The organism is Vagococcus sp. WN80Y (genome assembly GCF_059621045.1).
Genome location: NZ_JCAQHY010000173.1, coordinates 78,264 through 102,087, shown reverse-complemented (window position 1 = coordinate 102,087; position 23,824 = coordinate 78,264). Strand labels below are relative to the sequence as shown.

Annotated in this window: 25 protein-coding genes; 4 read left to right on the top strand and 21 right to left on the bottom strand. The window is 38.8% G+C overall.

Going from position 1 to position 23,824, the window contains the following annotated elements:
* Positions 1-8: 8 nt before the first annotated feature.
* A complete protein-coding gene (locus tag AC5KOD_RS20160) occupies positions 9-371 on the bottom strand; it encodes an Asp23/Gls24 family envelope stress response protein (protein WP_496916382.1) in 363 nt (120 codons plus the stop codon).
* A gap of 299 nt (positions 372-670) precedes the next feature.
* Between AC5KOD_RS20160 and rpmB the strand changes: the two genes are divergently transcribed.
* Entirely contained in the window at positions 671-859 is a 189-nt protein-coding gene (rpmB, locus tag AC5KOD_RS20155; protein WP_209531254.1) for a 50S ribosomal protein L28, read from the top strand.
* A 64-nt stretch (positions 860-923) separates the two neighbouring features.
* Here the strand turns inward: rpmB and AC5KOD_RS20150 are convergent, their stop codons facing one another.
* Genes AC5KOD_RS20150 through rsgA form a run of 3 tightly spaced genes read right to left on the bottom strand, consistent with a single transcriptional unit; the run spans position 924 to position 3,143 of the window.
* A complete protein-coding gene (locus AC5KOD_RS20150) occupies positions 924-1,574 on the bottom strand; it encodes a thiamine diphosphokinase (RefSeq protein WP_496916381.1) in 651 nt (216 codons plus the stop codon).
* Entirely contained in the window at positions 1,574-2,224 is a 651-nt protein-coding gene (gene rpe / locus AC5KOD_RS20145; protein ID WP_496916380.1) for a ribulose-phosphate 3-epimerase, read from the bottom strand. Before rpe ends, AC5KOD_RS20150 begins: the two co-directional genes overlap by 1 nt.
* Before the next feature lie 19 nt (positions 2,225-2,243).
* Entirely contained in the window at positions 2,244-3,143 is a 900-nt protein-coding gene (gene rsgA, locus AC5KOD_RS20140) for a ribosome small subunit-dependent GTPase A (protein ID WP_496916379.1), read from the bottom strand.
* A gap of 152 nt (positions 3,144-3,295) precedes the next feature.
* On the opposite strand from rsgA, the gene AC5KOD_RS20135 reads away from it, so the two are divergent.
* The gene (locus tag AC5KOD_RS20135; RefSeq protein ID WP_496916416.1) at positions 3,296-3,808 is read left to right on the top strand and encodes a GNAT family N-acetyltransferase; all 513 of its coding nucleotides are present in this window, start codon (positions 3,296-3,298) and stop codon (positions 3,806-3,808) included.
* A 44-nt stretch (positions 3,809-3,852) separates the two neighbouring features.
* Here AC5KOD_RS20135 and pknB read toward each other — a convergent pair whose 3' ends face one another.
* From pknB to AC5KOD_RS20080, 11 genes are all read right to left on the bottom strand, one after another.
* Positions 3,853-5,703 carry a Stk1 family PASTA domain-containing Ser/Thr kinase gene (pknB, locus tag AC5KOD_RS20130; RefSeq protein WP_496916378.1) on the bottom strand — a complete coding sequence of 617 codons (1,851 nt, stop codon included), beginning with the start codon at positions 5,701-5,703 and terminating at the stop codon, positions 3,853-3,855.
* Positions 5,696-6,448, bottom strand: coding sequence for a Stp1/IreP family PP2C-type Ser/Thr phosphatase (locus tag AC5KOD_RS20125; protein ID WP_496916377.1), 753 nt, complete (start codon positions 6,446-6,448; stop codon positions 5,696-5,698). Before AC5KOD_RS20125 ends, pknB begins: the two co-directional genes overlap by 8 nt.
* A gap of 24 nt (positions 6,449-6,472) precedes the next feature.
* A complete protein-coding gene (rsmB, locus tag AC5KOD_RS20120) occupies positions 6,473-7,831 on the bottom strand; it encodes a 16S rRNA (cytosine(967)-C(5))-methyltransferase RsmB (RefSeq protein ID WP_496916376.1) in 1,359 nt (452 codons plus the stop codon).
* A gap of 1 nt (position 7,832) precedes the next feature.
* Entirely contained in the window at positions 7,833-8,774 is a 942-nt protein-coding gene (fmt, locus tag AC5KOD_RS20115) for a methionyl-tRNA formyltransferase (protein ID WP_496916375.1), read from the bottom strand.
* The gene (def, locus tag AC5KOD_RS20110; protein WP_496916374.1) at positions 8,767-9,261 is read right to left on the bottom strand and encodes a peptide deformylase; all 495 of its coding nucleotides are present in this window, start codon (positions 9,259-9,261) and stop codon (positions 8,767-8,769) included. The genes fmt and def overlap by 8 nt, the downstream gene beginning before the upstream one ends.
* A gap of 87 nt (positions 9,262-9,348) precedes the next feature.
* Complete coding sequence (priA, locus tag AC5KOD_RS20105; RefSeq protein WP_496916373.1) at positions 9,349-11,781, bottom strand: primosomal protein N'; 2,433 nt, start codon at positions 11,779-11,781, stop codon at positions 9,349-9,351.
* 119 nt (positions 11,782-11,900) lie between these two features.
* Positions 11,901-12,203: a DNA-directed RNA polymerase subunit omega gene (rpoZ, locus tag AC5KOD_RS20100; protein ID WP_496916372.1), complete on the bottom strand. Its 303-nt coding sequence runs from the start codon at positions 12,201-12,203 to the stop codon at positions 11,901-11,903.
* 5 nt (positions 12,204-12,208) lie between these two features.
* A complete protein-coding gene (gene gmk, locus AC5KOD_RS20095) occupies positions 12,209-12,823 on the bottom strand; it encodes a guanylate kinase (RefSeq protein WP_496916371.1) in 615 nt (204 codons plus the stop codon).
* Between the two features lie 107 nt (positions 12,824-12,930).
* A complete protein-coding gene (locus AC5KOD_RS20090) occupies positions 12,931-13,812 on the bottom strand; it encodes a YicC/YloC family endoribonuclease (RefSeq protein WP_496916370.1) in 882 nt (293 codons plus the stop codon).
* Between the two features lie 23 nt (positions 13,813-13,835).
* The gene (locus AC5KOD_RS20085; protein ID WP_496916369.1) at positions 13,836-14,057 is read right to left on the bottom strand and encodes a YdbC family protein; all 222 of its coding nucleotides are present in this window, start codon (positions 14,055-14,057) and stop codon (positions 13,836-13,838) included.
* Positions 14,058-14,080: 23 nt separating this feature from the next.
* Entirely contained in the window at positions 14,081-15,814 is a 1,734-nt protein-coding gene (locus tag AC5KOD_RS20080) for a patatin-like phospholipase family protein (RefSeq protein ID WP_496916368.1), read from the bottom strand.
* A 195-nt stretch (positions 15,815-16,009) separates the two neighbouring features.
* Here AC5KOD_RS20080 and AC5KOD_RS20075 point away from each other — a divergent pair, with 195 nt between their 5' ends.
* Entirely contained in the window at positions 16,010-16,384 is a 375-nt protein-coding gene (locus tag AC5KOD_RS20075; RefSeq protein WP_496916367.1) for a hypothetical protein, read from the top strand.
* A 67-nt stretch (positions 16,385-16,451) separates the two neighbouring features.
* Here the strand turns inward: AC5KOD_RS20075 and acpS are convergent, their stop codons facing one another.
* The 6 genes from acpS to AC5KOD_RS20045 form a co-directional block, all read right to left on the bottom strand.
* Complete coding sequence (gene acpS / locus AC5KOD_RS20070) at positions 16,452-16,805, bottom strand: holo-ACP synthase (protein ID WP_496916366.1); 354 nt, start codon at positions 16,803-16,805, stop codon at positions 16,452-16,454.
* Positions 16,802-17,338 carry a GNAT family N-acetyltransferase gene (locus AC5KOD_RS20065; protein ID WP_496916365.1) on the bottom strand — a complete coding sequence of 179 codons (537 nt, stop codon included), beginning with the start codon at positions 17,336-17,338 and terminating at the stop codon, positions 16,802-16,804. The genes acpS and AC5KOD_RS20065 overlap by 4 nt, the downstream gene beginning before the upstream one ends.
* A 93-nt stretch (positions 17,339-17,431) precedes the next feature.
* Entirely contained in the window at positions 17,432-19,009 is a 1,578-nt protein-coding gene (gene cshA / locus AC5KOD_RS20060; RefSeq protein WP_496916364.1) for a degradosome RNA helicase CshA, read from the bottom strand.
* A gap of 139 nt (positions 19,010-19,148) precedes the next feature.
* On the bottom strand, positions 19,149-20,528 hold the full coding sequence (locus tag AC5KOD_RS20055; protein ID WP_496916363.1) for a UDP-N-acetylmuramoyl-tripeptide--D-alanyl-D-alanine ligase: 1,380 nt from the start codon (positions 20,526-20,528) through the stop codon (positions 19,149-19,151).
* 130 nt (positions 20,529-20,658) lie between these two features.
* Positions 20,659-21,711: a D-alanine--D-alanine ligase gene (locus tag AC5KOD_RS20050; RefSeq protein ID WP_496916362.1), complete on the bottom strand. Its 1,053-nt coding sequence runs from the start codon at positions 21,709-21,711 to the stop codon at positions 20,659-20,661.
* Between the two features lie 273 nt (positions 21,712-21,984).
* Positions 21,985-22,764, bottom strand: a complete 780-nt coding sequence (locus tag AC5KOD_RS20045; RefSeq protein WP_496916361.1) for a hypothetical protein — start codon at positions 22,762-22,764, stop codon at positions 21,985-21,987.
* A gap of 438 nt (positions 22,765-23,202) precedes the next feature.
* On the opposite strand from AC5KOD_RS20045, the gene AC5KOD_RS20040 reads away from it, so the two are divergent.
* The gene (locus AC5KOD_RS20040; RefSeq protein WP_496916415.1) at positions 23,203-23,811 is read left to right on the top strand and encodes a class A sortase; all 609 of its coding nucleotides are present in this window, start codon (positions 23,203-23,205) and stop codon (positions 23,809-23,811) included.
* Positions 23,812-23,824 lie beyond the last annotated feature (13 nt).

The following is a 23,824-nucleotide window of genomic DNA, read 5'->3' as shown; positions in this document are numbered from 1 at the left end:
GCAGACCTCTAGTCTGGCAGCACGCGAACGTCTTGAACAAATACATTAACCGAATTAGCCGCAACACCAAGCATCGTTTCGAGATTGTATTTCACTTTTTCTTGAACGTTACGACTTACTTCTGAAATCTTTGTACCATAGCTAACAATGGTATACACATCAATTGCTACGCCGTTTTCTTCCTGACGTACAACCACACCACGAGAATAATTTTCTTTACGAAGTATTTCATTTAAGTTATCTTTGATTTGGTTTTTACTCGCCATACCAACGATGCCGTAAATATCGGTTGCAGCTCCGCCTACCACGGTTGCAATCACATCGTTGCTGATTTCGATTGTACCAGACTGTGTTTTAATTTTTACCGCCATTAGATTAAGCCTCCTTTAGGTCCTGTACTTTAGTATTCTACTTAATTATTGTAGTTCTACATTGAGCACAATTGCCCATTTTCTCTCATTATTTTATCACAGGAACTACCTATTTAAAAGTAAAAGTACTTTTTTCTTAGCAAACCCTCGTTTTCTCTTCATGTTTTCATCACTATTTTCAGTCGTTTTCTGCAACGCCCTTCATTTTCCACTTGCATTCACTTCTTATTTATGGTAAATTATTCTAGTATGAGCAAAGAACTTATCCGCTCCAATATCAAAGCAAAGGAGGAAGAAACATGGCAAAAGAATGTTATATTACTGGACGCAAATCTAGAAGTGGTAATACACGCTCTCACGCGATGAACGCATCAAAACGTACTTGGAAAGCTAATCTACAAAAAGTTCGCATTTTAGTAGACGGTAAACCAAAGAAAGTTTGGGTTTCAACTCGTGCTTTGAAATCAGGTAAAGTTGAACGCGTTTAATATCACATATAACCAAACGGTCGCCAGAGCAATCTGACGACCGTTTTTTATTTACCTTTTCCATTTAATCCTTGCTTTGAATAACCGCAATAATACCGTCAGTAAAAGAGAAGCGGCTGGTCTCCCCAATAAATTCATTACTAGCAAAACTCATGGGGAGTGTTGTTTGATAATCGCTTAGCTGGTATTTAGCATCATAGAGTGTTAAATTTTTAACTGCTGTCAAACAGACGTATGCTAGATAGGCTTTATCCACTTCTTTTTCAAGCTGATAGTCTCCTGGGAGATAGTAACTGATTGTATTTTGTAAATCTACTAGCTGAACACGGTCGATATCTGCCTGAAATCGCGGTTCCAAAGGCAACCATAAATTTGATAAAAAATGATCTAAGCGCCCACCAGTTGCTCCAATAAGTTTAATAGGAATTTTGGGATACGCCTCAAGCGCCCACAAAAGAGCCAACTGAGTATCCGTATCATCCTTTTCAGGAACTGAATAATGAATATCTGCAACTAGCGCCTCAACTGCCTCCAATTCAACTGCTGAGAGCGAATCAAAGTCACCTATCGCAACTGTTGGCAAGATGCCTCTTTCTATTAAATAATACGTGCCCCGGTCAACCCCTATCCAAGCAGTTGTTTCATCTAAATAATTGGATAGCTGCGGCCAAAGTGCAGGATTCCCTCCCGCAACAATGATAACTGTTTTAATCATTACTCAATCGCATCTCTGAGAGCCTGTATTCGGTCTTTTGGCGAGTCTGAATTATATACGTAAGAACCAGCAACGAAAACATCAGCACCGGCCTTAGCACATAATGCAGCAGTCTCAGGAACAACACCACCATCAACTTCGATTTCATAAGATAACCCTAACTCTTGACGTAATTGTGCCAATTCTTTAATTTTATCCAAGCACTCTGGAATAAAGGCTTGGCCACCAAAACCAGGATTTACTGTCATGACTAAAACTAAATCGGCCATTGGTAAGACCTGTTTAATCGCTGAGACTGGTGTTGCAGGATTAATTACAACCCCTGCTTTAACACCAGCACTTTTAATCATTTGCATCACGCGGTGTAGGTGCAAAGTACTTTCTTGATGAACCACAATGTAATCGGCTCCTGCTTTGGCAAAATCATCCACATAACGCTCTGGATTCATAATCATCAAGTGAACATCTAACGGTAATTTAGTAACTGGACGAATCGCTGAAACGACATTTGGCCCTAACGTGATATTCGGCACAAACTGGCCATCCATTACATCCACATGAATGTAATCGGCTCCTGCTTTTTCAACTAACACAATATCTCTTTCTAAATTAGCAAAATCTGCGCTTAAAATCGATGGTGCAATCTTCATTAGTTTCCCTACCTCTTCATTATTTTTTATTTTTACCATACATTGGTTTCCGATTATCAATCTCTTCTAAAAATTGTAAATAGTGTTTATAACGACTGGCTAAAATTTCGCCGCTTTCAACTTCAGCCTTGACTGCACATTGAGGCTCATGACGATGCTTACATTCTCTAAACTTACAGCCGACAGCAGCTCGTGCCAGTTCTGGAAACTGACTCGTTAATTCTTCAGCAGACATCTCTAAAAAGTCAATAGCACTAAAACCAGGTGTATCTCCTACTAACCCATCAACTAAAGGAATCAATTCTACATGACGCGTTGTATGACGTCCACGACCTAATGATTCAGAAATTTCCCCAGTCTTCAATGCCAGTTCTGGTGAAATTTGATTGAGCAAAGTTGATTTCCCCGCTCCTGTCTGCCCCATAAAAACGGTTAATTGTTCTGGGAAATAGCGTTCAATTTCACGTAGACTATCACGATTACTTTCACGAGTTGGCAAAATTACTGGATAGCCAATTTTCTTGTAATCCTGTTTTACTTGCTTCATCTCGTCATAACCAGCCTCATCCAGCAAATCTATTTTTGTCAAATAAATAATCGGGTGAATTCGCTCATACTCCAAGGTCACAAGGAAACGATCCAATAGATTAGCAGAATAATTTGGAGAGATACTACTCATAACAATCACGCCTTGTTCGACATTAGCTACCGCTGGACGAACCAATTGATTTTCTCTTGGCAGAACTTCTAATAAATACCCATCTGTTAGGTTGCTACTTTCAAAAATAACATGATCGCCAACCAAAGGAGTGATATTTCGATTACGAAAATTTCCTCGAGCACGCGTTTGGTACGTTTGACCATCTGAATAAACATAATAAAACCCACTTAGTGCTTTTCTAATTTGGCCTTGAGTCACATGGCACCTCCATTTTTACTCTATGCTTTTACTGTACTGAATGTTTCACCAGATTTCAAGCGATTTCCCCTAAGTATTTTAGAAAGTTTTACTTGTTTTCATCTTTTCTCTTAGCTATACTAATGAAAATAGTATGAGAGGAAGTCGATTCAATATCACAACTTATCATTAGACCAGCAGAAATTACTGATGCTGCAGCAATTCTAAACTATCTCAATCAAATCGGTGGCGAAAGTGAGCAGTTACTTTTTTCGAAAAACGAATTCCAAGACACTACACCAGAGCAAGAAGCAACGATTATCACTAGTATGAACGAAAGTCTTCATTCGGCAATGATAGTCGCTACTCATAATCACAAGATAGTAAGTGTTTCTAGCTTAAATGGAAGCTCAAGGCCACGAATCGCTCACCGAGCAACACTTACCATCTCAGTCAGAAAATCAAACTGGAATGAAGGTATCGGCTTTAAGGTACTAAGCGCTCTAATCGACATGGCGAAGGAAAAGGGCCTTAAATCACTTGACTTAGAAGTTAAAGCTGATAACCCAGCGGCAATCCATCTCTATAAGAAAGCTGGATTCAAAGAGATTGGCCGTTATCCTAATTTTGTAAAAATTAATGATGACTATATCGATGGAATCCTGATGGTTCTAACACTTAGCTAACAAACTAAAAAAACAAATCCCATTTTCAGGGATTTGCTTTTTTATTATTTAGATTCACCTGCTGATGAGTCAGTTGTTGGTGGCGGTGTACTTGATGAGCTTGACGAACTCGATGAACTTGATGAGCTTGACGAACTGTCCACTGAACTAGTTGAAGAACTACTACTTGATGATGACGGTTCTGGTTGAACTGGTTCTGGTCCTATAGAGACCGTTAAAGTAACCATATCGCCTTCTTTTACTGTCGAACCGCCTTCTGGTGTTTGATAAATTACCATACCTTCAGCGGCCTCTGAGTGCGTTCTAGTAATAGAATAAACTAACCCTAGCTTAGAAAGATAATCCTGAGCACTGGTTTGATCTAAACCTGTCAAATCTTTTAGCTCAATCCCACTGCTAACTGTCAATACGACTTTGTCTTTAGTCGGATCCGCTTCTTCATTAGGACCTGGAGTTTGGGAGATAACCTTGCCACTCTCAACACTCTCATCTTCGACTTCTTTCTTACTGATTTGATCGGAACTAAAACCTAAGTTCACTAACATTCTGACTGCATCGGAGTATGTGACTCCCTCCAAGTCAGGTATTTTAACCTTTGTAGAACCTGAGCTGATATACAATTTAATTTTAGAGCCATTTTTCTTAACTGCCGTTCGGGCTGCGGGATCTGTTTTAACCACTTTTCCCTCTTCAATTTTATCATCTGGGATTTTTTGAATGTCAGTATCAACTTCTAATTCTTTGTCTCTCAACCTATCAATGGCCTCCGCCTCTGTCAGTCCACTAACATCAGGAACTAGGATTTCTTTTGATCCTGCCATAGCAAAAAATATAGCGCCCCCAACAACTAATAACAACAAACCAGCAATTATTAGCCATAGTTTTTTTCGACTTTTTTTCTTCTTCTTAGGCTCTTCATGATCAGGCTGATATGTATCTGCTACCTCAAGCTCTTCTACCGGCCCTTCCATATTCTTGAAAGCTTCTGGCATGTCGCTATCGGTCAAAGGCGTCAACACCTTTGTTTCCTCCATCATCGCTTTTGGTTCATAGCGCGGTTCACCATATCGTTCTGGCGACAAGGATGTCCCAATATCCTGAGCCATTTCATCTGCAGAAATATAGCGATCCATTGCATCTTTAGCTGTTGCATGTAACACAACATTCTCCAAAGCTTGTGGAATAGCAGGGTTAACTTCACGAACAGATGGCACATCTGTTTGAAAATGTTTTAACGCAATCGATACTGCTGATTCACCCTCAAAAGGAACTGTTCCAACTAACAATTCATATAAAATAATCCCTAGCGCGTAAATATCTGATTGGCGAGTGGCCATGCTACCACGAGCTTGCTCGGGAGACAAATAATGGACTGATCCCAATAAGGTATTCGTTTGCGTCAAAGACGTTTCTGATAATGCAATAGCAATACCAAAATCAGCAATTTTAACATTACCATCTTCGTCCATCAGAATATTTTGTGGCTTTAAATCTCTATGAATAATTCGATGCTGATGAGCTAAGGAAATTCCCGAGAGAATCTGACGCATAATAATCACGACATTTTCAAAGGGCAAAGGAAAATTATTTTTTATGTACTTCTTTAAATCAGTTCCCTTAACATACTCCATAACCAAATACTGCATGCCATCTTCTTCACCAACATCATAAACTCCAACAATATTTGGATGAACTAATTCAGATGCAGCCAGAGCTTCTCGTTGAAAACGACGAATCGCCGATTTATCATCTTGGAAATCAAAACGCAGCACCTTAACTGCTACATCTCGGTCAAGAATCAGATCATGAGCAAGGAATACATTGGCCATACCACCACTGCCAATATTGCCAATTACTTTATACCGACCATTAATCTTACTCCCGATATCAATCATTGGCAGCCTCACCTTTCTCATTGTAATCAATTAGTAAAACAGTAATATTATCTGTTCCGCCCGCCTCGTTAGCAGTTTTAATTAGCGTATCCAAAGCCTCATCCAAGGTCCTAGACTCATCAATAATCGTTCTAATCTCCTCATCAGAAACCATGTTAGTTAAGCCATCCGAACAAAGAAGCAATTTATCGCCAATTGTTACTTCTAATGCAGTTAAATCAACCTCCACAGTTCCAGGAATACCAATTGAGCGCACTAAAACATTCTTACGTGGATGATGGATAGCCATCTCTGGCGTAATTTCACCACTTTTAACCAATTCATTAACGAGTGAATGATCTTCTGTCACTTGCTTAATCTTCCCATTACGAATAAGATAGAAACGACTATCACCAACGTGGGCCAATAACACGGTTTGATCAATAATAACTACTGCAACTATTGTTGTGCCCATTCCAGCTTTACTTGGATCTTCTTGACCTTTATCAAAGATTTCTTCATTTTCTTGTTGAATACGTTTCAACAGCCATTGAATAACATCTTCTTGCTCGGTTAAGTTGGAATTCTCCCAGGCCTTTCCAAGATCTGAAACAGTTAAATGACTTGCAACATCACCCGCTTGATGGCCGCCCATCCCGTCTGCTACAATTGCTAACTTTACTTTTTCTTGATTTTGAAAAACCCCTACAGCGTCTTGATTACTCTTCCGCTTTCGACCGACATCGGTCCGAAATCCAATTTCCATGATTACACCTCTTTACTTTTCCAATCAAGTGCGTCTCAAACAACAGATGAAGAAGCCATCTGTCTGATAATGATGAGGATAGATCGTCACCATTTTCTCCGTCGCAACTTGAAGTTTTTCGCTACCAGCAACCTCGATGAGTTCAAAATTATCATGCTTAGCCAAAAACGCTGCAATGACATCTTGGTTCTCTTCACGGGAGATGGTACAAGTACTATAAGTTATTATACCGTATTGTTTAACCTTTGTCGCAAGACTTTCAAGAATTTCTAATTGAATTCGTGGTAAATTAACAAAATCTTCTGGTTTTTTACTATATTTGATGTCTGGTTTCCTTCTTAACAGGCCTAAACCTGAACAAGGAACATCCGCTAAAATACGATCAAAGAATTCATCTGGAAATTCTTCATCGACCTTTCGAGCATCCAAAACTTGTGGAATAATCCGTTCAGCAACATGCAAACGCGTCGCATTCTCTTCAATCAACTTTACTTTGTGAGCATGAATATCAAGAGCAGTAATTCGACCTCCTTGAGTCTCGTCAATATAAGTCGCCATATGGGTCGTTTTACCACCAGGCGCTGCACACGCATCTAAAACTTGGTGTGTTGGTTCAATTTGCATAGCTGGTGCAACTAGCATCGAAGATTCATCTTGAATGGTTAATTGCCCCTCTTTAAACAAGGTACTTCCCGCCAAAAAGCCTTTTTCTCCTACTAATCCGAACGGCGATAATTCACTGGGAACTACTTCAATTCCTTCACTAGCTAGTTCAGCAATAGCAGTCTCTTGGTCAATCAACGCTGTATTAACACGAGCACTAACTTTGCTTGATTCAAACAAAGATTCCCCTAAACTTCGCGCTTCATCTATCCCTAATAAATCAATTAATTTTTCAGTCAGCCACCTAGGCATACTCACTTCAATACCTAAACGTTCAACCGGATCTTTGATAGAATCAAAGGACGGCGCTCCTTGCCGTTGAAATGAACGCAAAACGCCATTAACAAACTTACCTGTTCCGACATTGCCACGCGCTTTAGCAATCTCGACAGCCTCATCTAAAATAGCATGAGGTGGCACCCTGTCCAAATATTCCAATTGATATAAAGAAAGCAAAAGCAACTGACGAACCCAGGGCTCCACTTTTTTAGCAGTAGCAATAAAGGGCGCTAAATAAAATTCTAAAGTTAACTTACGACTGATTGTTCCATAAACAATTTCTGTTAACAAACGGCCATCTTTCTCACTCAACCCAGCCTCCATCATCGCTTGATTCACCAATAAGTTGGAATACGCTTGCTGTGTTTCAACTTTAGTTAACAACGTCATTGCTACATAACGAGTTGACCGTTTAATTCTTGTTGGAACCTTTTTTCCCATCTCAGTTCACCACTTGACCTATCTCTATATTTTGACCAACGCCATTTAAAAATTCAGCTGCGGTTAGTTTTCCCTTGCCAGCTGGTTGTAATTTGTTAATCAAAAGAACGGTTCCTTCGCCACAAGCAATCGCAAAATTCTTCTTGCCGATCGTAATGATTGTTCCAGGTTGTGAGGTTGTTGTCGTATCACTAACCGTCGCTTCAAATAATTTCCAACGAGTTTCACCAAACATCGTATAAGCAACTGGCCAAGGGCGCATACCGCGAATTTGATTATTTATCTCTGTTGCATTTTTTTGCCAATCAATCGCTTCTTGCTCGCGCCTAATGTTTGGCGAATACGTTACTTTAGTCTCATCTTGTGGCACAGGAGTTACCTTTCCCGCTAAGTAATCAGGCAGCGTCTCCAACAAAAGCTCTTTTCCTAACAAGCTAAGCTTATCAAACATAGTACCGACATCATCATTAGACGTAATCGGTAATGAACCTTGCCGAATAATATCACCCGCATCCATTCTTTTCACCATTTCCATTATCGTAACACCTGTCTCCTGCTCACCATTGATAATCGCATAATGAACAGGTGCTCCACCCCGATACTTAGGCAATAAAGAAGCATGAACATTAATTGCCCCATGAACGGGCGCCTGCAACAAGGCTTCTGGCAAAAATTGTCCAAAAGCTGCTGTCACAATTATCTCTGGTTCTAAAGAAATGACTCGCTCCATCTCCTCTGAACCAGAAATTTTCTCAGGTTGAAGAATCTCAATCCCATGTCTTAAAGCCGCTTCCTTAACAGGCGGGGGAGTTAACAAACGTTTTCGGCCAACCGGACGATCCGGTTGTGTTACAACCGCCACCACGTCATATCCTGCCGCTACTAATCCATCCAAAATAGGAACTGAAAAAGCGGGTGTTCCCATAAATACTAATTTAGTCATCTTGATGCTCCTCCGTATATGCTTCCAAGTCTTCTGGCGCAATTCGATCAATAATTTTATCGGTAAATAATTTTCCCTCTAAGTGTTCAATTTCATGCTGAATCGCCCTAGCAAAATAGTCTGTCGCTTGCAATTCGTATTCGTCTCCCTCACGATCAAAGTAACGAACTGTAATTTCTTTTGCTCGCTCAACTGTTCCATAAACATTTGGAAAACTTAAACACCCTTCCACATCAATATCGCTTCCACTAGCTTGAATTATTTCCGGATTTATTAATTCAAATAGCCCAGACTCTTCATCAATTTCCACTACTGCTATGCGCAAATTTTTGCCAATCTGTGGTGCTGCTAATCCGATTCCATCATGAACAATCATCGTTTCTCTCATATCATCTAAAAGTTGGACAATCTCATCTGTAATCATCGTCACTTCTTGGGTAGGCTGCTCCAAAATTTTATTTGGATAAATCACTATTGGATAACGCATTTTTCCCCTTCTTTCTTTACCTGCATCTCTTTTATTAATAGGAATAATTAATTACTCCATCACTCGTTCTATCGCACTTTATAGCGGCTAAATAAAATTCAGCGGTTCCACATCAATGGAAATTTTCAACCCTTTGCGGACATCAACTTGGGTTTCATCTAAAATGTGTTTAAGTATCCTTTGCAGGTTTTCTTCTTGCTTATATTTTAAAACTAGCTGATAAAAATAACGATTATTAACTCTCATAACCGCTTTTGGTGTTGGCCCTAAAATAATACTTGCAGGAGATAAAGCTTGCTTCAGTTGCGTCACTATCTCATACATTTTTTTAGCTGCCATATTTTCATCCTCATGGCTGGCCACAATTTGAACGGTATAATAAAAAGGGGGATAGTTTCCTTGATGACGAGCTCTCATCTCCGCTTGATAAAAACCTTCAAAATCCTGCTCTTTCGCATACTGAATTGAGTAATGATTAGGATTGAACGTTTGAATCACTACTTCTCCTGGCTTTTCTGCTCTACCTGCTCGACCACTAACTTGGGTCAATAACTGAAACGTTTTTTCTGAGGAACGAAAATCTGGCAAGTTTAAAGCCGTATCAGCATTTAACACACCAACTAATGTTACCTCTGGAAAGTCTAATCCTTTCGCAATCATCTGTGTTCCTAATAGGATATCTGCTTCTCTATCACCAAAGGTTTTTAGTAGCTTTTCATGGGCTCCTTTGCGCCTTGTTGTATCCACATCCATACGTAAAATACGCGCTGCTGGAAACAACTCTCGTAGTTCCTCTTCAACCTTTTGTGTGCCTGTACCATAGTACCTCATCTTTGAACTAGCACAAATTGGACACGCATGAGGAATCCCTTCTTCATGTCCACAATAATGACATTTCATCGTCTTGCTATCCATGTGCAACGTCAATGAAATATCACAATTTGGACATGGTAAAACATAGCCACAATCCCGGCACATAATAAAGGAAGAATAACCACGGCGATTGAGCATTAATACCACTTGCTCTGACTTTTGTAAACGATCTGTGATCTTGGACAAGAGGGGCGCTGAAAAAGTCTGCATCCGTCCCTTAGCTATCTCGCGACGCATATCAATCACCTCAATCGTCGGCAATTGTGCTGCTTGATTAGCTCGCTTATTAAGAACTAACAATCGATACACCTTCTTTTGGGCACGCGCACGCGATTCTAGCGAAGGGGTTGCACTGCCTAAAACAACTGGACAATGATGATAACGACTACGCCAAATAGCTAAATCCCGGGCATGATAGCGCGGAGTATCATCCTGCTTGTAACTACCTTCATGCTCTTCATCAATAATAATTAAACCAATATTTTCCAATGGAGCAAAAATAGCTGAACGAGCTCCAACAACCACTCTAGCTTCCTTGCGCTCGATTTTACGCCACTCATCATACTTTTCACCTTCAGATAAACCACTATGTAAAACAGCTACCTCGTCCCCAAAGCGGCTCTTAAAACGATTAACTGTTTGTGGTGTTAGGGAAATTTCTGGAACTAACATAATAGCTGTTTTACCTTCTGCTAACGCCTCAGCAATAGTCTGTAAATAAACTTCCGTCTTACCGCTCCCTGTAATCCCCTCCAATAGAAATGTTTGATTATCTTGAGTAGCCATTGATTGAACAATTTCTTCATAGGCAACACGCTGTTGATCATTTAAGGGAATGGCATCATCCATCTCAAAAATTCGATCACCATAAGGATCCCTGTTAATTTCAATTTCAACAATTTCTAACCACTCTTTACGTTGCCCCTCATTAATAGTGCTACGCTTAATTCCAAAATGATCATTAGCCTCTTTAACAGTCATTGTTTGCTCATCAGCTAATCCCTGTAAAACCATCAATAGACCTTCTTTTTGAGTAGAACCCTTACGCAACCCCATCCGCTCTTCTTCAATTTGTTCAAAAGATAAGCGCGACTTAAACCCACTAATTGTTTTGCTTCGATTGCGTTTTTTCACTTCGTACCGAATATCTATCTGCTCATTTTGTCTTAGCTTCATCAACTCTGACACTCGACCAGTTTGAAGTGCTTCTTCCCAAGTAATTTCGTCCAATCCCTTAAAGACCTCATACGAAATATCTTCTGGCACCTCATCAATCAAAACAAGCCATTTTTGATAGGTAGCTCGCATTACGCTTGGCAACATCGTTTGAAGGCAAGTAATTTTAAAAGAAAAAGTTGTTTCCTTCATTTCATCTGCTAATGCCAACATCTCTTGATTTAAGACTGGCCCTAAATCTAACACCGATACAATCTCTTTCATATCGAAATCTGAAAGTTCAGCCGGATTTGGGTGATTATAAGTATTGATAACAAATCCTTGTATGTGTCGATTGCCATTTCCAAAAGGCACCTCTACTCTCATGCCCGGCTGAATTTGCTCACCTAGTTCGACCGGAATGAGATAGGTATAAGGGACATCCGTCTGCATCGTCGGTACATCTACAATTACTTCAGCTACATACGTCACATTAACTCACCCTTTCGATCTTCTGTAGTCCTCATTTTACTAGATATTTGACGGTTTGTCTTCCTAATCAGACAAAAACAGAACGAGCGCTGGGCCAGTCCTGTTTGATTTTGTCTATATTAAGGTTGCTCTAATTTAATCTTCGCTTCCAACTCAGCTTTTTCGCGGTTGCGAACGGCCATTTTTTCTTCTTCTTTACGTTTGATTAAGGCACGCTTCAATTCTGGGTTCGGGTCCATCACTACATCGCCTGCATCGATCTCTTCTAAGGCTTGTCCAACTCGCTTAACTGAATCATAGCTGTCCAGCATCTGCGTTGCTCCCAATTCTAATTCATGGGCGCGTTTACTCGCTAAAATTACCAATGAATACTTTGAGTTTACTTTTTCTAATAATGAGTCAATTGACGGTTTTAACATCATTTGGCTTACAACTCCTTTATCATTTTATTATATCGATGAATTACACGGTCAACGCGTAAATGCTCACTTTTAATAATGTGTTTAATCCGCTCCACGGCTAAATCTACTTGGTCATTAACAACAGCGTAATCATAATGACTCATCATTTCAATTTCTGCCTTAGCAACTTCCATCCGCTCTTCAATCACACCAAGTTCATCAGTGCCACGACCAACAATTCGTGACTTCAGCTCCGCTAAATCTGGAGGAGTTAAGAAAATAAAAACACCATTAGGCACCTTTTCTTTAACCTTCATTGCTCCTTGGACTTCAATCTCTAAAAAGACATCTTTTCCAGTATCCAGTGTGCGATTGACATACTCTAAAGGTGTGCCATAATAGTTGCCAACATACTGCGCATGCTCCAACATTTGATCGGCATCAATCAATGCTTCGAATTCATCACGCGACCGAAAAAAATAATCCTCGCCTTCGACTTCTCCTGCACGCATTCCTCGCGTGGTCATCGACACGGAGTACTCAAAATCTGTACCTTCACTATCAAATATTGCTTTTCTGACGGTCCCCTTACCAACTCCCGAAGGACCAGATAAAACAATTAACAAACCTCTTTCTGGCATCATGTCGTCCCTTTCAAATGTAGTATATCTAGTTAGTTTATGCTAAAACGAGCCTCACTTCAAGTTTTTTCACAAAAAAAGAAGTAAAATCTCGTCATATTCTCATTTTACTCAATATTTTGAACTTGTTCACGAATTTTTTCCAGAATTGTTTTCATTTGAACGACAGCTTCTTTAATCGAAATAGGGGTTGATTTAGAGCCGATCGTATTAACTTCTCGATTCATTTCTTGAATCAAAAAATCTAACTCTCTGCCAATACTATGATTGGTCGCAATTAAATCTGACATCTTTTGGATGTGAATCACCAAACGATCGATTTCTTCATGGATATCTCCTCGCTCAATTAACAATGCAACTTCTGTTAGTACGCGTGTTTCGTCCACACTATCTCCTACTAGCTCCTGGAGTTTAGTTGTTAGCTTTGTTTGGTAATCAGCCTCAAAAACAGCCGATAACTCATGGATCTGATTAACATGATGTTGAAACTCTTGCAGATACTGCTGAAGAACCACTTTAATTTGTCGCCCTTCAATTGATCGACTAGTTGTCAAATTCGCCAAAGCCTCTTTTAACGCACCTTCTAAATATACACCCAATTGATCATCTTGTTTTTGCTCCTCAACAATTTCAATAAATTCATCATGATTGACCACCCCTGTCATCAGCAGCTTGGGATCAAATATTGAAGAACTATAACGAGTCTCGGCTTCGGTCAACTGAGCCATCAAACTATCTAACAACTGCCAGTTAAGAGCTACTTTTTTCGTATCTGCTCGCTCATTCTTAACAAAAACCGCACATTCAACTCGCCCACGACCAATTTTTTCTTTGATCAATTGGCGAAGCGGCATTTCAAACATAGTGTATTCTCTAGACATTCTAATTTGCATATCTAAAAATCGATGGTTGACCGATTTTACCTCAACCTCTATCTGATAATCATCAGTTGTCATAGTATACTTACCAAAGCCAGTCATACTTTTCATAAGATAAGGCTCCTCCCTTCAAGTTAATTCATATCCTGAATTGCCTTTTTCAATATCTTGAATTCTTCATTACTCAATGTTATTCCTTTCGCCATTTTTTCATGATCTGGTGACCATTCTCTTAAATCAAACTTAGGCGAACGTCCATTCCAGCTAACCAAATTTAATTCTTTTCGCCAGCCCTTTGAATTCTCAGATAACACCGCAATTTCTTCAACAATCTCATAACTAAATTCTTGTGCCATTTCTCATCACTCCATTTTTCTTCTTAAATCACTAATCCTTCAAGCCAAATTAATGTTTTAGCAACCAGATACATTGTTGGCGCTAAACTAGCCGCACTCAAAATTAATTGATCAGTCGTCTTCTCCTGCAACTGTCGATAGAAAAAGATAATTTGCTGCTTATCAGTTGGCAATGGTAATTCATCTGCATATAGATGTAACCACTCTTGTAACGACAAGAGCATCCCCTCTTCTGGAATTCCTGACAGCCAGTCTCCTGTCAATTTTTCTTTAATCAATTGAAGCATCGTTTCAATTGTATAACACTGAACTGGCGAAATCCCTAAAATTTTTGCACACATCTCTAATATATACATTGAAACAATCGACGTACTTAATCTATCGTAGTACAAAATACGAATTTTTTTTTGCATCTCATTAATTAATTGAGGACTCTTCATTAATCTCCGTTCATCTTGGGTCATTCTTTTAAAAATCCCTTGAGTCAGCTCACGTTTCCAATCACTAACCGCTTGATCTGACATAGCATGGTCAAAAGTAAACCAATGTCCGACATAACGACCAAAAGCCTTCATAGTTTCCAAGTAGCCTAATTGAATATTCCACTGAGAACGAGCCCCATCAAATAACAAAACGGCTCCTAAACTCCACGGACTAACAATCCTCACTACAGAAACATCCGTTGGAACAGTTACCGATTTAGTCAGCCCCGGCCCTTTAACATCTACTATAATTAATTCTGTCGCCCCATTTTTCAAGGCCACATCTACAGGAATATTATTACGATACCCACCATCAACAAAATACTTACCTGAAATTTTTGTAGCCTTCATCGCCGGAAAAAAGGAAGATGACGCTAATAGCCAACGATGAAACTCACCCTTCGGCACATCTGAAAAGGAAACTACAACTTCTTTCATTTGCGGTAATTGAGTGGTACATAAAAATAACTGTTGCCTTTTAGTAGCCATTTTCTCTTCATCTAGTAAGGTCCTTATCAAGCGTTGTAAAGGTTCTGTACTAACTCCTTGACTTGCAACTGCTGAAATAGCAAAATGTTGAATCTCTCTTAAAACCGCGTTAACAGAAAATTGTTTATCTAAATTCAGGCCTGGAAAGGTCAGAATCTTTCCTGTATCGATCTGAGACCACATAATTTCAGCTGCCTCAATATCATCCTGCAAAATTAGACCACCATTTAAAGCCCCCACTGACGTTCCCGAAATGATATCAAACTCAATACCTAGTTCTATAAGGGCACGCCAAGCACCAATTTGATAAGCACCCCGTGCTCCACCACCCGCGAGAACTAAACCAGTTTTGTAAGACAAGTTCTTTTGCCAGCGATCAGAGGCAGCCTCATACTGAAAACCTAATGCTTGCAATCGACTTTCTAATAGCATATCAGTCACTTTTAATTGAAATGAACAGCTAGTGGCCTGCACCGTTTTTGCAATCTTCTCTAACTGCTTCAGCCAAAAGCCCAGTCCTTTGGTTGCTTGACTTTCTCTCTGAAGATCTTTCAATAGTAGTGTCTCAAAAAAGAGGTCGCCATCAATTTGTTGATAACTTACAAGGGCTAATAAGTCTCTTCCATTTTCGAGTCCAACATATCCACGGTCACTCCTTTTCAGCCCGTCACTATAACATTGTCGAGCGTCACTATTTGTCTTAAAAAAAGGTAATATCTGTGCATATTGCTGAATAACGCCGATTATCTCATGGCTATTACCACTACCTAATCTCACAATCCTCACTGTCTTACCTCCCTTCAAGTCTATTCTTTTAACTATAAGTATATCATATCGATAAATCTCTTCAAAAGTAGAGCCCCTTATTTTACTGATACAAACACATGAAGTAAGAAGGCTTCTCAAGTTTAGTTGACTTATGGAACGAATGTTCTGTATAATGGAGCCAAGTAGTATGACTTTAATCGGGAGGTGAGTTAATTGGCTAAAGAACGATCAAAAAACAGCGTTAAACATTTTACAAAGGTTCTATCAGATTCTTCGCAAAAATTGCTCGCTGCTTTTTTAAATGATGATATTAAGTTGAACAAAGATAAAGAAAAACTTCGGAAACAAATCCATCAAGCCTGCTCACAAAATTCATTTGTTGTCTTGCAAATTGCTGATTCAGAAAATCCTAATGCAGAGTTTGAAACAGTTGCTGGAAAACTCAGAAAAAACAAAAACAACCCTGATATTATTATTTTATCAGATCAACAAACTAAAAAAATACGCATGATTCCTATTGATCATATCCGCAAGGTTAGCTTTTTAAAACAAAAATTAGCAAAAAAGGAACAACGACAGATTACTTAAACAAACTAGCTTAACAGCCAGTTTGTTTTTTCTCTTTTTCGTCATCCCTCGTAATCCTCACCTTGCTTTAAAATTCTTCTAAAACCACTTGACCAATCGCTGTTGTATCTGTATGCGAGATTGAAACATGAACTCGTCCTACAAAAGGAGATTTGGTTACTAGTGGCCGACCATTTTCTTCAGCTAAAATCTCGATATCTTGCAAAGTTAATTTACCAATTCCTGTTCCATAAGCCTTTGAAAAAGCCTCTTTGCAAGCAAAACGACCTGCTAGATACTCGCATTGGCGTCGCCCCTTCAATTCCTTGAATCGCTTAAGTTCATTCATTGTTAAAACTCGTTCTACAAATTTGGGCTTTTCAGCAATAATGTGTTGCATTCTCTCCATCTCAACTAAATCCACACCAATTCCTATAATCATCTCTCGCTCCCCCACTGCTCCCGCTTCAATTGATAGACTTCATAGAGTGTTTTTTTCAGACCTTGTTGACGTTCATACTCAAAGCCTTTTTTAAAGCCTAACGACTTAACTAATCCTTGAGAACGCTCATTTTCCCAAGAAATTTGTGCTATAACAGCTTCTATCTCAAGCTCTTTAAAGGCATACTCTAACAGAGCCACAATGCCTTCTTTAGCATAGCCTAACCCCTGTCGCTTTGGCTCAACCATATATGCGATTCCCAAATAAAGCGTCCCTTTAATTTCTTCCTTGAGGAGCCCCATTACACCAATTATATGATACGATTCTTTTTCTTCCACTACTAAATAGCTATAACCATCCTCTTTATAACGACGATAATTTTCTGCCATCCATTCTTCCACCTGCTCACTTGACATTACTCCACCAAACCAAGTCATTAAACTTTCTTGTTGCAAAAGCGATCCAATTATCTCCTTATCAGCCACTGTTAATTTTCGCAGCTGTAATCGATTCGTCTCAAATTGATAACTCACTCGGATCACTTCCTCTCACAACCAATTTTACCTGAACAGAACATAGATAGAAAAAGAGGCTGTGACTTATTTATTGTCACAGCTCCTTGCAAATTATTTATTTGTTGTACGGATGACAAAGTCACGGTTACCTTTTTTAGGTGCGCCGGCTTTTTTACCACCGTCTTGTCGTTTTTTACCGCCTTGTTTGTTATCCCAGCTACTACCGCCATTATTACTGCGACGACGATCGCCACCACGACCACCGGAGTTGCTACCATTTCGATTATTATCACGACGATTTCCACCGCCACGATTGCCTCCTCCACGGTTACCACCTCGATTACCGCCATTGCCACCACGCTTACCTGCAGGTAATGGGCGTTCAGGTGTAATTTTAACTGGAACTTCTTCAGAACTTTCTTTGGCTACACTCTTAATTAAAAGAGCCGCAATATCTTCTGCCGTATACTGCTCTAACAACTCACTTGCTGCTGCTTGATATTGTTCCAAGCCATTTGCTTGTAATTGACCTTGAATAGTTTCAATTGCTGCCCCAATTTGTCCTTCCATTGCCTCTTTTTGGCTAGGTGGACGCAATGGCGTCATTTTTTTCTTCGTCAAATTCTCAATTGTATGTAAATAACTCATCTCATTTGGTGTAACAAATGTTACAGACATTCCGTCATTCCCAGCACGCCCGGTTCTACCGATTCGGTGAACATAGCTCTCAGGGTCTTGAGGAATATCAAAGTTATAAACATGTGTTACGCCTGAAATATCTAACCCACGTGCTGCCACATCAGTCGCAACCAAAATATCTAACTGACCATTTTTAAAGGCTCTTAAAACACTCATACGTTTTTGTTGAGATAGGTCACCATGAATTCCCTCAGCTTTATAGCCACGCAATTCCAAACCACGAGCTAACTCATCTACACGACGTTTTGTTCGACCAAAAACAATCGTCAATTCAGGTGATTGAACATCTAACAAACGTGTCATGAAATCAAATTTCTCAAAATCTTTACTACGAACATAGTATTGATCAATCAAATTAGCAGTCATTTCAGTTGCTTTGATTGCTACATGTTCAGGATTTTTCATAAACTTAACACCAATACGTTTAATCGGTGCAGGCATAGTTGCTGAAAACAGCAATGTTTGTCTTTCTGCTGGTGTTTGAGAGATAATCTTTTCAATATCTTCCAAAAATCCCATGTTTAACATTTCATCCGCTTCATCAAGTACAAGCGTTTCTACATTTTCTAACTTTAATGTTTTTCTGTTAATGTGGTCGATTAGACGACCTGGAGTACCGACTACAATATGTGGGCCATCTTTCAACGCACGAATTTGACGACCAATATCTGCACCACCGTATACAACTTGAACGCGTACGCGCTTGTCACGGCCTAAACGATATAATTCTTCTTGAGTTTGGATTGCTAACTCACGAGTTGGTGCAATCACTAATCCTTGAACTGAGCGGTTCTTCGGATCAATTTTTTGTAGCATAGGTAGCCCGAAAGCCGCTGTTTTACCAGTACCTGTCTGAGCTTGACCAATTACATCTTTTCCTTCTAATGCCAAAGGAATAGTGCCAGCTTGTATTGGCGTTGCTTCCTCAAATCCTGCTTGTTTCACAGTGCTTAATAAATCTGGTGCTAAACCTAATTCTTCAAATTTCAAATGATATCCTCCTAGTTTCTTTAACACAATTTCTACATACTCATAACTATCTAACACGTAGGCATCCTACGTTATCATAATTGTCCACATCCGTCCTAGTATACCACGGTATAGACAATTTTACAATGAAAACAATCTTCTAATTTTCAAGTAAGTTTTCAACAATTTCAATCAATTTCATACTATTACTTCCTTTTAGCATGAGCATATCCGCGGGTTGCAAATCCATTTTTAGCTGAGTGGATAATTTTTCTTTTTCTGCCACAGCGTAATGACTTACTCTTTCAGCTCCAAAGATTGGGAGTAACAATCGGTACAATACTTTCATTTGTTCGCCATATAAATAGATTCTAGCTATTTTGCTAGCTTCGATATGCTGAATCATACCTTCATGTAACGCAGCCGAGTGTTCACCTAGGTCCCCCATATCAGCTAACACAACAAGACGATCACCTTTTGTTTCTAGCTTACTAAAAGTGGCTAAAACTAAAGCCATAGCTGTTGGATTTGCATTATAGACATCACTTAAAATCTCAGCTCCATTCCATGCTTTAAGCCACTCCGTCCGACTTGCAGTCAGATTCATCGTTTCTAATCCATATGCCATTTTTTCAAGTGATATCCCGAAATAATTACCGATCGCTAATGCGATTAATGCATTAGTCATATTATAATGGCCTAAAACTGGAATAGTCACATCTATTTGCCCTAAAGAAGGCACCTTAAAAGTAGTCGTTGTCTTCGTTTCAGATAAAAGTTGACCACTAATCATACTTGTTTTTGATTGTCCAAAGGTAATAACTTCCATGGATGCCGCTTCTAAAAATGGTAACAATAGTGGCTCATCTTCTGGAACAATCAATACACCATCAGATTTTAGTCCTGCAACAATTTCCATCTTAGCTTGGGCTATCCCTTTACGACTACCTAAGAACTCTATATGCGACTCCCCAATCATCGTAATAGCAGCTACATCTGGTGTCGCTAGATGACTTAAAAACTCAATTTCTCCAAAATGATCCATTCCCATTTCTAAAACAAGCATTTCAGTTTCAGCTGGCATTTGTAGAATAGTATAAGGTAACCCAATATGATTGTTATAATTTCCTTGAGTTTTATATGTCTCAAATTGCTGACTTAACACACTGGCAACCATATCTTTGGTTGTTGTTTTTCCGTTACTTCCCGTTATCCCAATTACTTTTGGCCCTTGTTTCTTCAAATAGAACTGAGATAATTTTTGAAACGCTACTAATGTATCAGATACCACTAAAACTGGAAAATCCACAGGTAAATCAGTTACTGATTCACTCCAGAAAGTAACAACTGCCCCTTGCTCAATTGCTGTTTCAATAAACTCATGTCCATCACGCGCACCACCTTGAAGAGGGACAAAAAGAGAACCTGCAGTGACTTTCCGAGTATCAAATTCAACTCCGTTAACACCAATGTCGGCCCATTGCTCCCATCCATCCTTAGCACCAACCACTTCTGCTATTTCCTTAACCGATAACTTCATGAAATTCCTCCTGAAATAAACATTCTACCCTCTAGTTTCTCTTCTTTTCCTTAAATATAAACAGTCTTATTTAATCACGGTTCCATTACCACATCATAAAAGCCGAACGATATCGTCCAGCTTTATCTTACTATTCTTCATACATGGTGGATAATTTTTGACGCTGTTGATGACGCATCAGACCTAATTGAATTAATTCTTCAATTAAATCACCATATTTGATTCCCATTTCTTCCCACAACAATGGATACATACTGAAAGGGGTGAAACCAGGCATTGTATTCAGTTCATTTAAAAATAGCTCATTATTACTAGTTAAGAAAAAGTCACAACGGCTTAAGCCACTACCATCAAGTGCAAGATAAGCTTGTTTAGCATACTCACGTGCTTTATTATGTATCTCTTCTGGTATTTCTGCCGGTATTTGTAAAGTAACTGTATTATCAATATATTTTGACTCATAATCATAAAAATCAACCGTTTTAACAATCTCACCTGCCACAGTTGTTCGGACTTCTTCATTGCCTAAAACAGCAATTTCAATTTCACGCGCTTCAATCCCTTGCTCAACTACTACTCGTTGATCAAAGCGAAACGCCTCTTTAATTGCTTCCTGCAACTCTTCTCGATTTCCTGCTTGGCTGATGCCAACACTTGACCCCATATTCGCAGGCTTAACAAACATCGGATACACCAAAGAACCTTCGCATTGTCCAAAGACCTCATCTGGTGTGTCTTTCCATTTAGTTTTTACAACTGACACGTAAGGCACTTGCGGAATTCCAATTTGTTGCAAGATGTATTTAGTCATAATTTTATCCATCCCACAAGCACTCGCTAAAACACCCGCTCCAACATACGGTAAATCCAATATTTCTAATAACCCTTGAATCGTTCCGTCTTCACCGTTAGGTCCATGTAAAATTGGAAAAACTATACTATCGTCTTCTTTTATTCCAGAAGGTTCTATGACTGTCGCATTCTCTGAGGTTAAATGTAATTCCGCCTCACTTTTGGGTGCTTCTTTGACAAGAGGCCCCTTTAACCATTGTCCTGATTTGGTGATATAAACTAATTGAACTTCATAATATTCATAATAAAAAGCTTGTAACATTGAGTACGTCGATAAAATCGAAATGTCATGCTCAGCACTTTTTCCGCCATATATTGCAATGATTTTCAACTCATTTCCTCCTTTGAATCCTTGGTTCAGTTTACACTACCGCATTAAGTATAGACAGTTTACTAGCAATTTCTTTTATAAAAGGAATGACCTGTCTTAATCAGTAAGTTTTTATGATACAGTTCTTCGTTCAGAGAGTCAAAAGCTTCACCTTTGACAAACTACGTTTATTATAACAATTTTTCTTCTTAAAAAAAAGACTAGAATTCCACCAACTATTCATCGGAAATCTCTAATCTTTTTCATTTATAAAAACTTAAATACAGGTATTGTCTAAGTTCGATGAAAATTAGGAAGCACATCCCATTCATCTTGTTGAATCGACCACTTCTCACTCGTTACATCATAAGTAATAACACCTATCCGATCCTCTTGTCTAAAAACTTTACTTTCAATCGTCTTAAACTGATCTTCTACCACGTAAATAGGAACACTATACACTTGATTAGTTAATTCTTGTTGTTTAAAATCTAATACAATTCCTTCCTGAAATACCGCCCGAAATTCTTTTATCAAATCCGTATCCATTTCTGCCACTGACGTTGCAGCTTTAAAAAAAGATTTCCGTTCATTTATTTTCTCATATACAAGCAAGCGGACCTTTTCCGCTACGATCTCATAAAACTCATCTAATCGACGATAAAATACTTTCATCAAATTATCTTTTTTCTCAAAATACACAAAATTATTTTGTAATTTATAAAAAAATGGAGAGTGCAACTGAGTTGCCATGTGACTAAAATAAAGTAACTCAGCGATTTCCATCGGAGTTAATTGCTGTAGAAAATGGAGGTCTTTGAAATCAATCCATTTTATTTCAATTTCCCGTTTATTTTTTTGAGCGTCAAAATAATCACTTACTCTACCTTGGCCTCGAATAATTTTCAGCCCTGTATGAGGCTCAAATTCTCCTTCACCTGCATTAGGATCTAGAAGAAGGATATTTTCAGGCTTTTCAGGAACTGAGGTCGCAAAATCAGTGATAGTCAACCCTTTTGAAAGGACAGAATTACTAATTGTGTCCAAATGAATGTAAATATATGTTGCTGCCACTAACCTTCACCTCTCCCTATCTATCACTATATACCATTCTACCCCATTTTATGCGCAAATTGGGCTATTTATTTTTTAAGTTTTCATTACATTCATTTGATAGAAATCGTTTACCAGACATACATTTGTAATAAACATTTCATTAAGCTCCTTCCAGTACGTTTACATTGAACATTTGAGTATGATATTATATGATAGTGCTATAAGTACTGCTATTGGTTTTAAATTCATAGCTAATAGGGACCCTTTTTAAGGACCTTCAATACTTCAAAAAAGGAGGCTATTCCAATCGCTAAAAAAAGACGATCACAAGCTAGATCGAAAAAGAAAAAATTATCATTAAAGAATAAACTAGTCAACTTTTTATTGGTTATCATGTTATTAGTTGGTTTGGCTTTAGTTTTTAATAATCAGATTAAGAATCTTATCGTGAAGTGGATGTCAAGCAAAAATAGAATTGAACATGTTACACGAAAAGATGTCGAGCAAAATATGAATAAAGATGTCAGCTTTGATTTCGATGCTGTTGAGTCACTTGATTTTGAAACAGTTGTCAAATCCCGCCTCTACCAAGATCAATTATATGTCGTTGGCGGGATTTCGATTCCTTCCATTGGACTAAATTTGCCGATTTATAAAGGTCTTTCCAATTACGCATTATCAGCTGGAGCCGGTACAATGAAAGAAGATCAGCGAATGGGGGAAGGTAATTACGCATTAGCCAGTCACCATATGAATGATGATAGCTTGCTTTTCGGACCTTTAATGAACATTTCAGCTCCAGAGGAACAAGAAACACTCATCTATCTCACGGATTTAGAAAATATCTATGTCTATAAGGTTACAGTTAAGAAATTTGTTGACCCCAGTCATTCAGAGGTTATTGATGATGTCGAAGGGAAGAAACTGCTTACACTAGTCACTTGTGACTACACTGGAGCGGAGCGTCTAATTATTCAAGGCGAGTTTGTTAAAAAAGTTCCTGGAAAAGACGCGACAACTGAAATGACTAATGCCTTTAACTTAGAAACGAATACATTTAAATAAACAGAATAGCAAA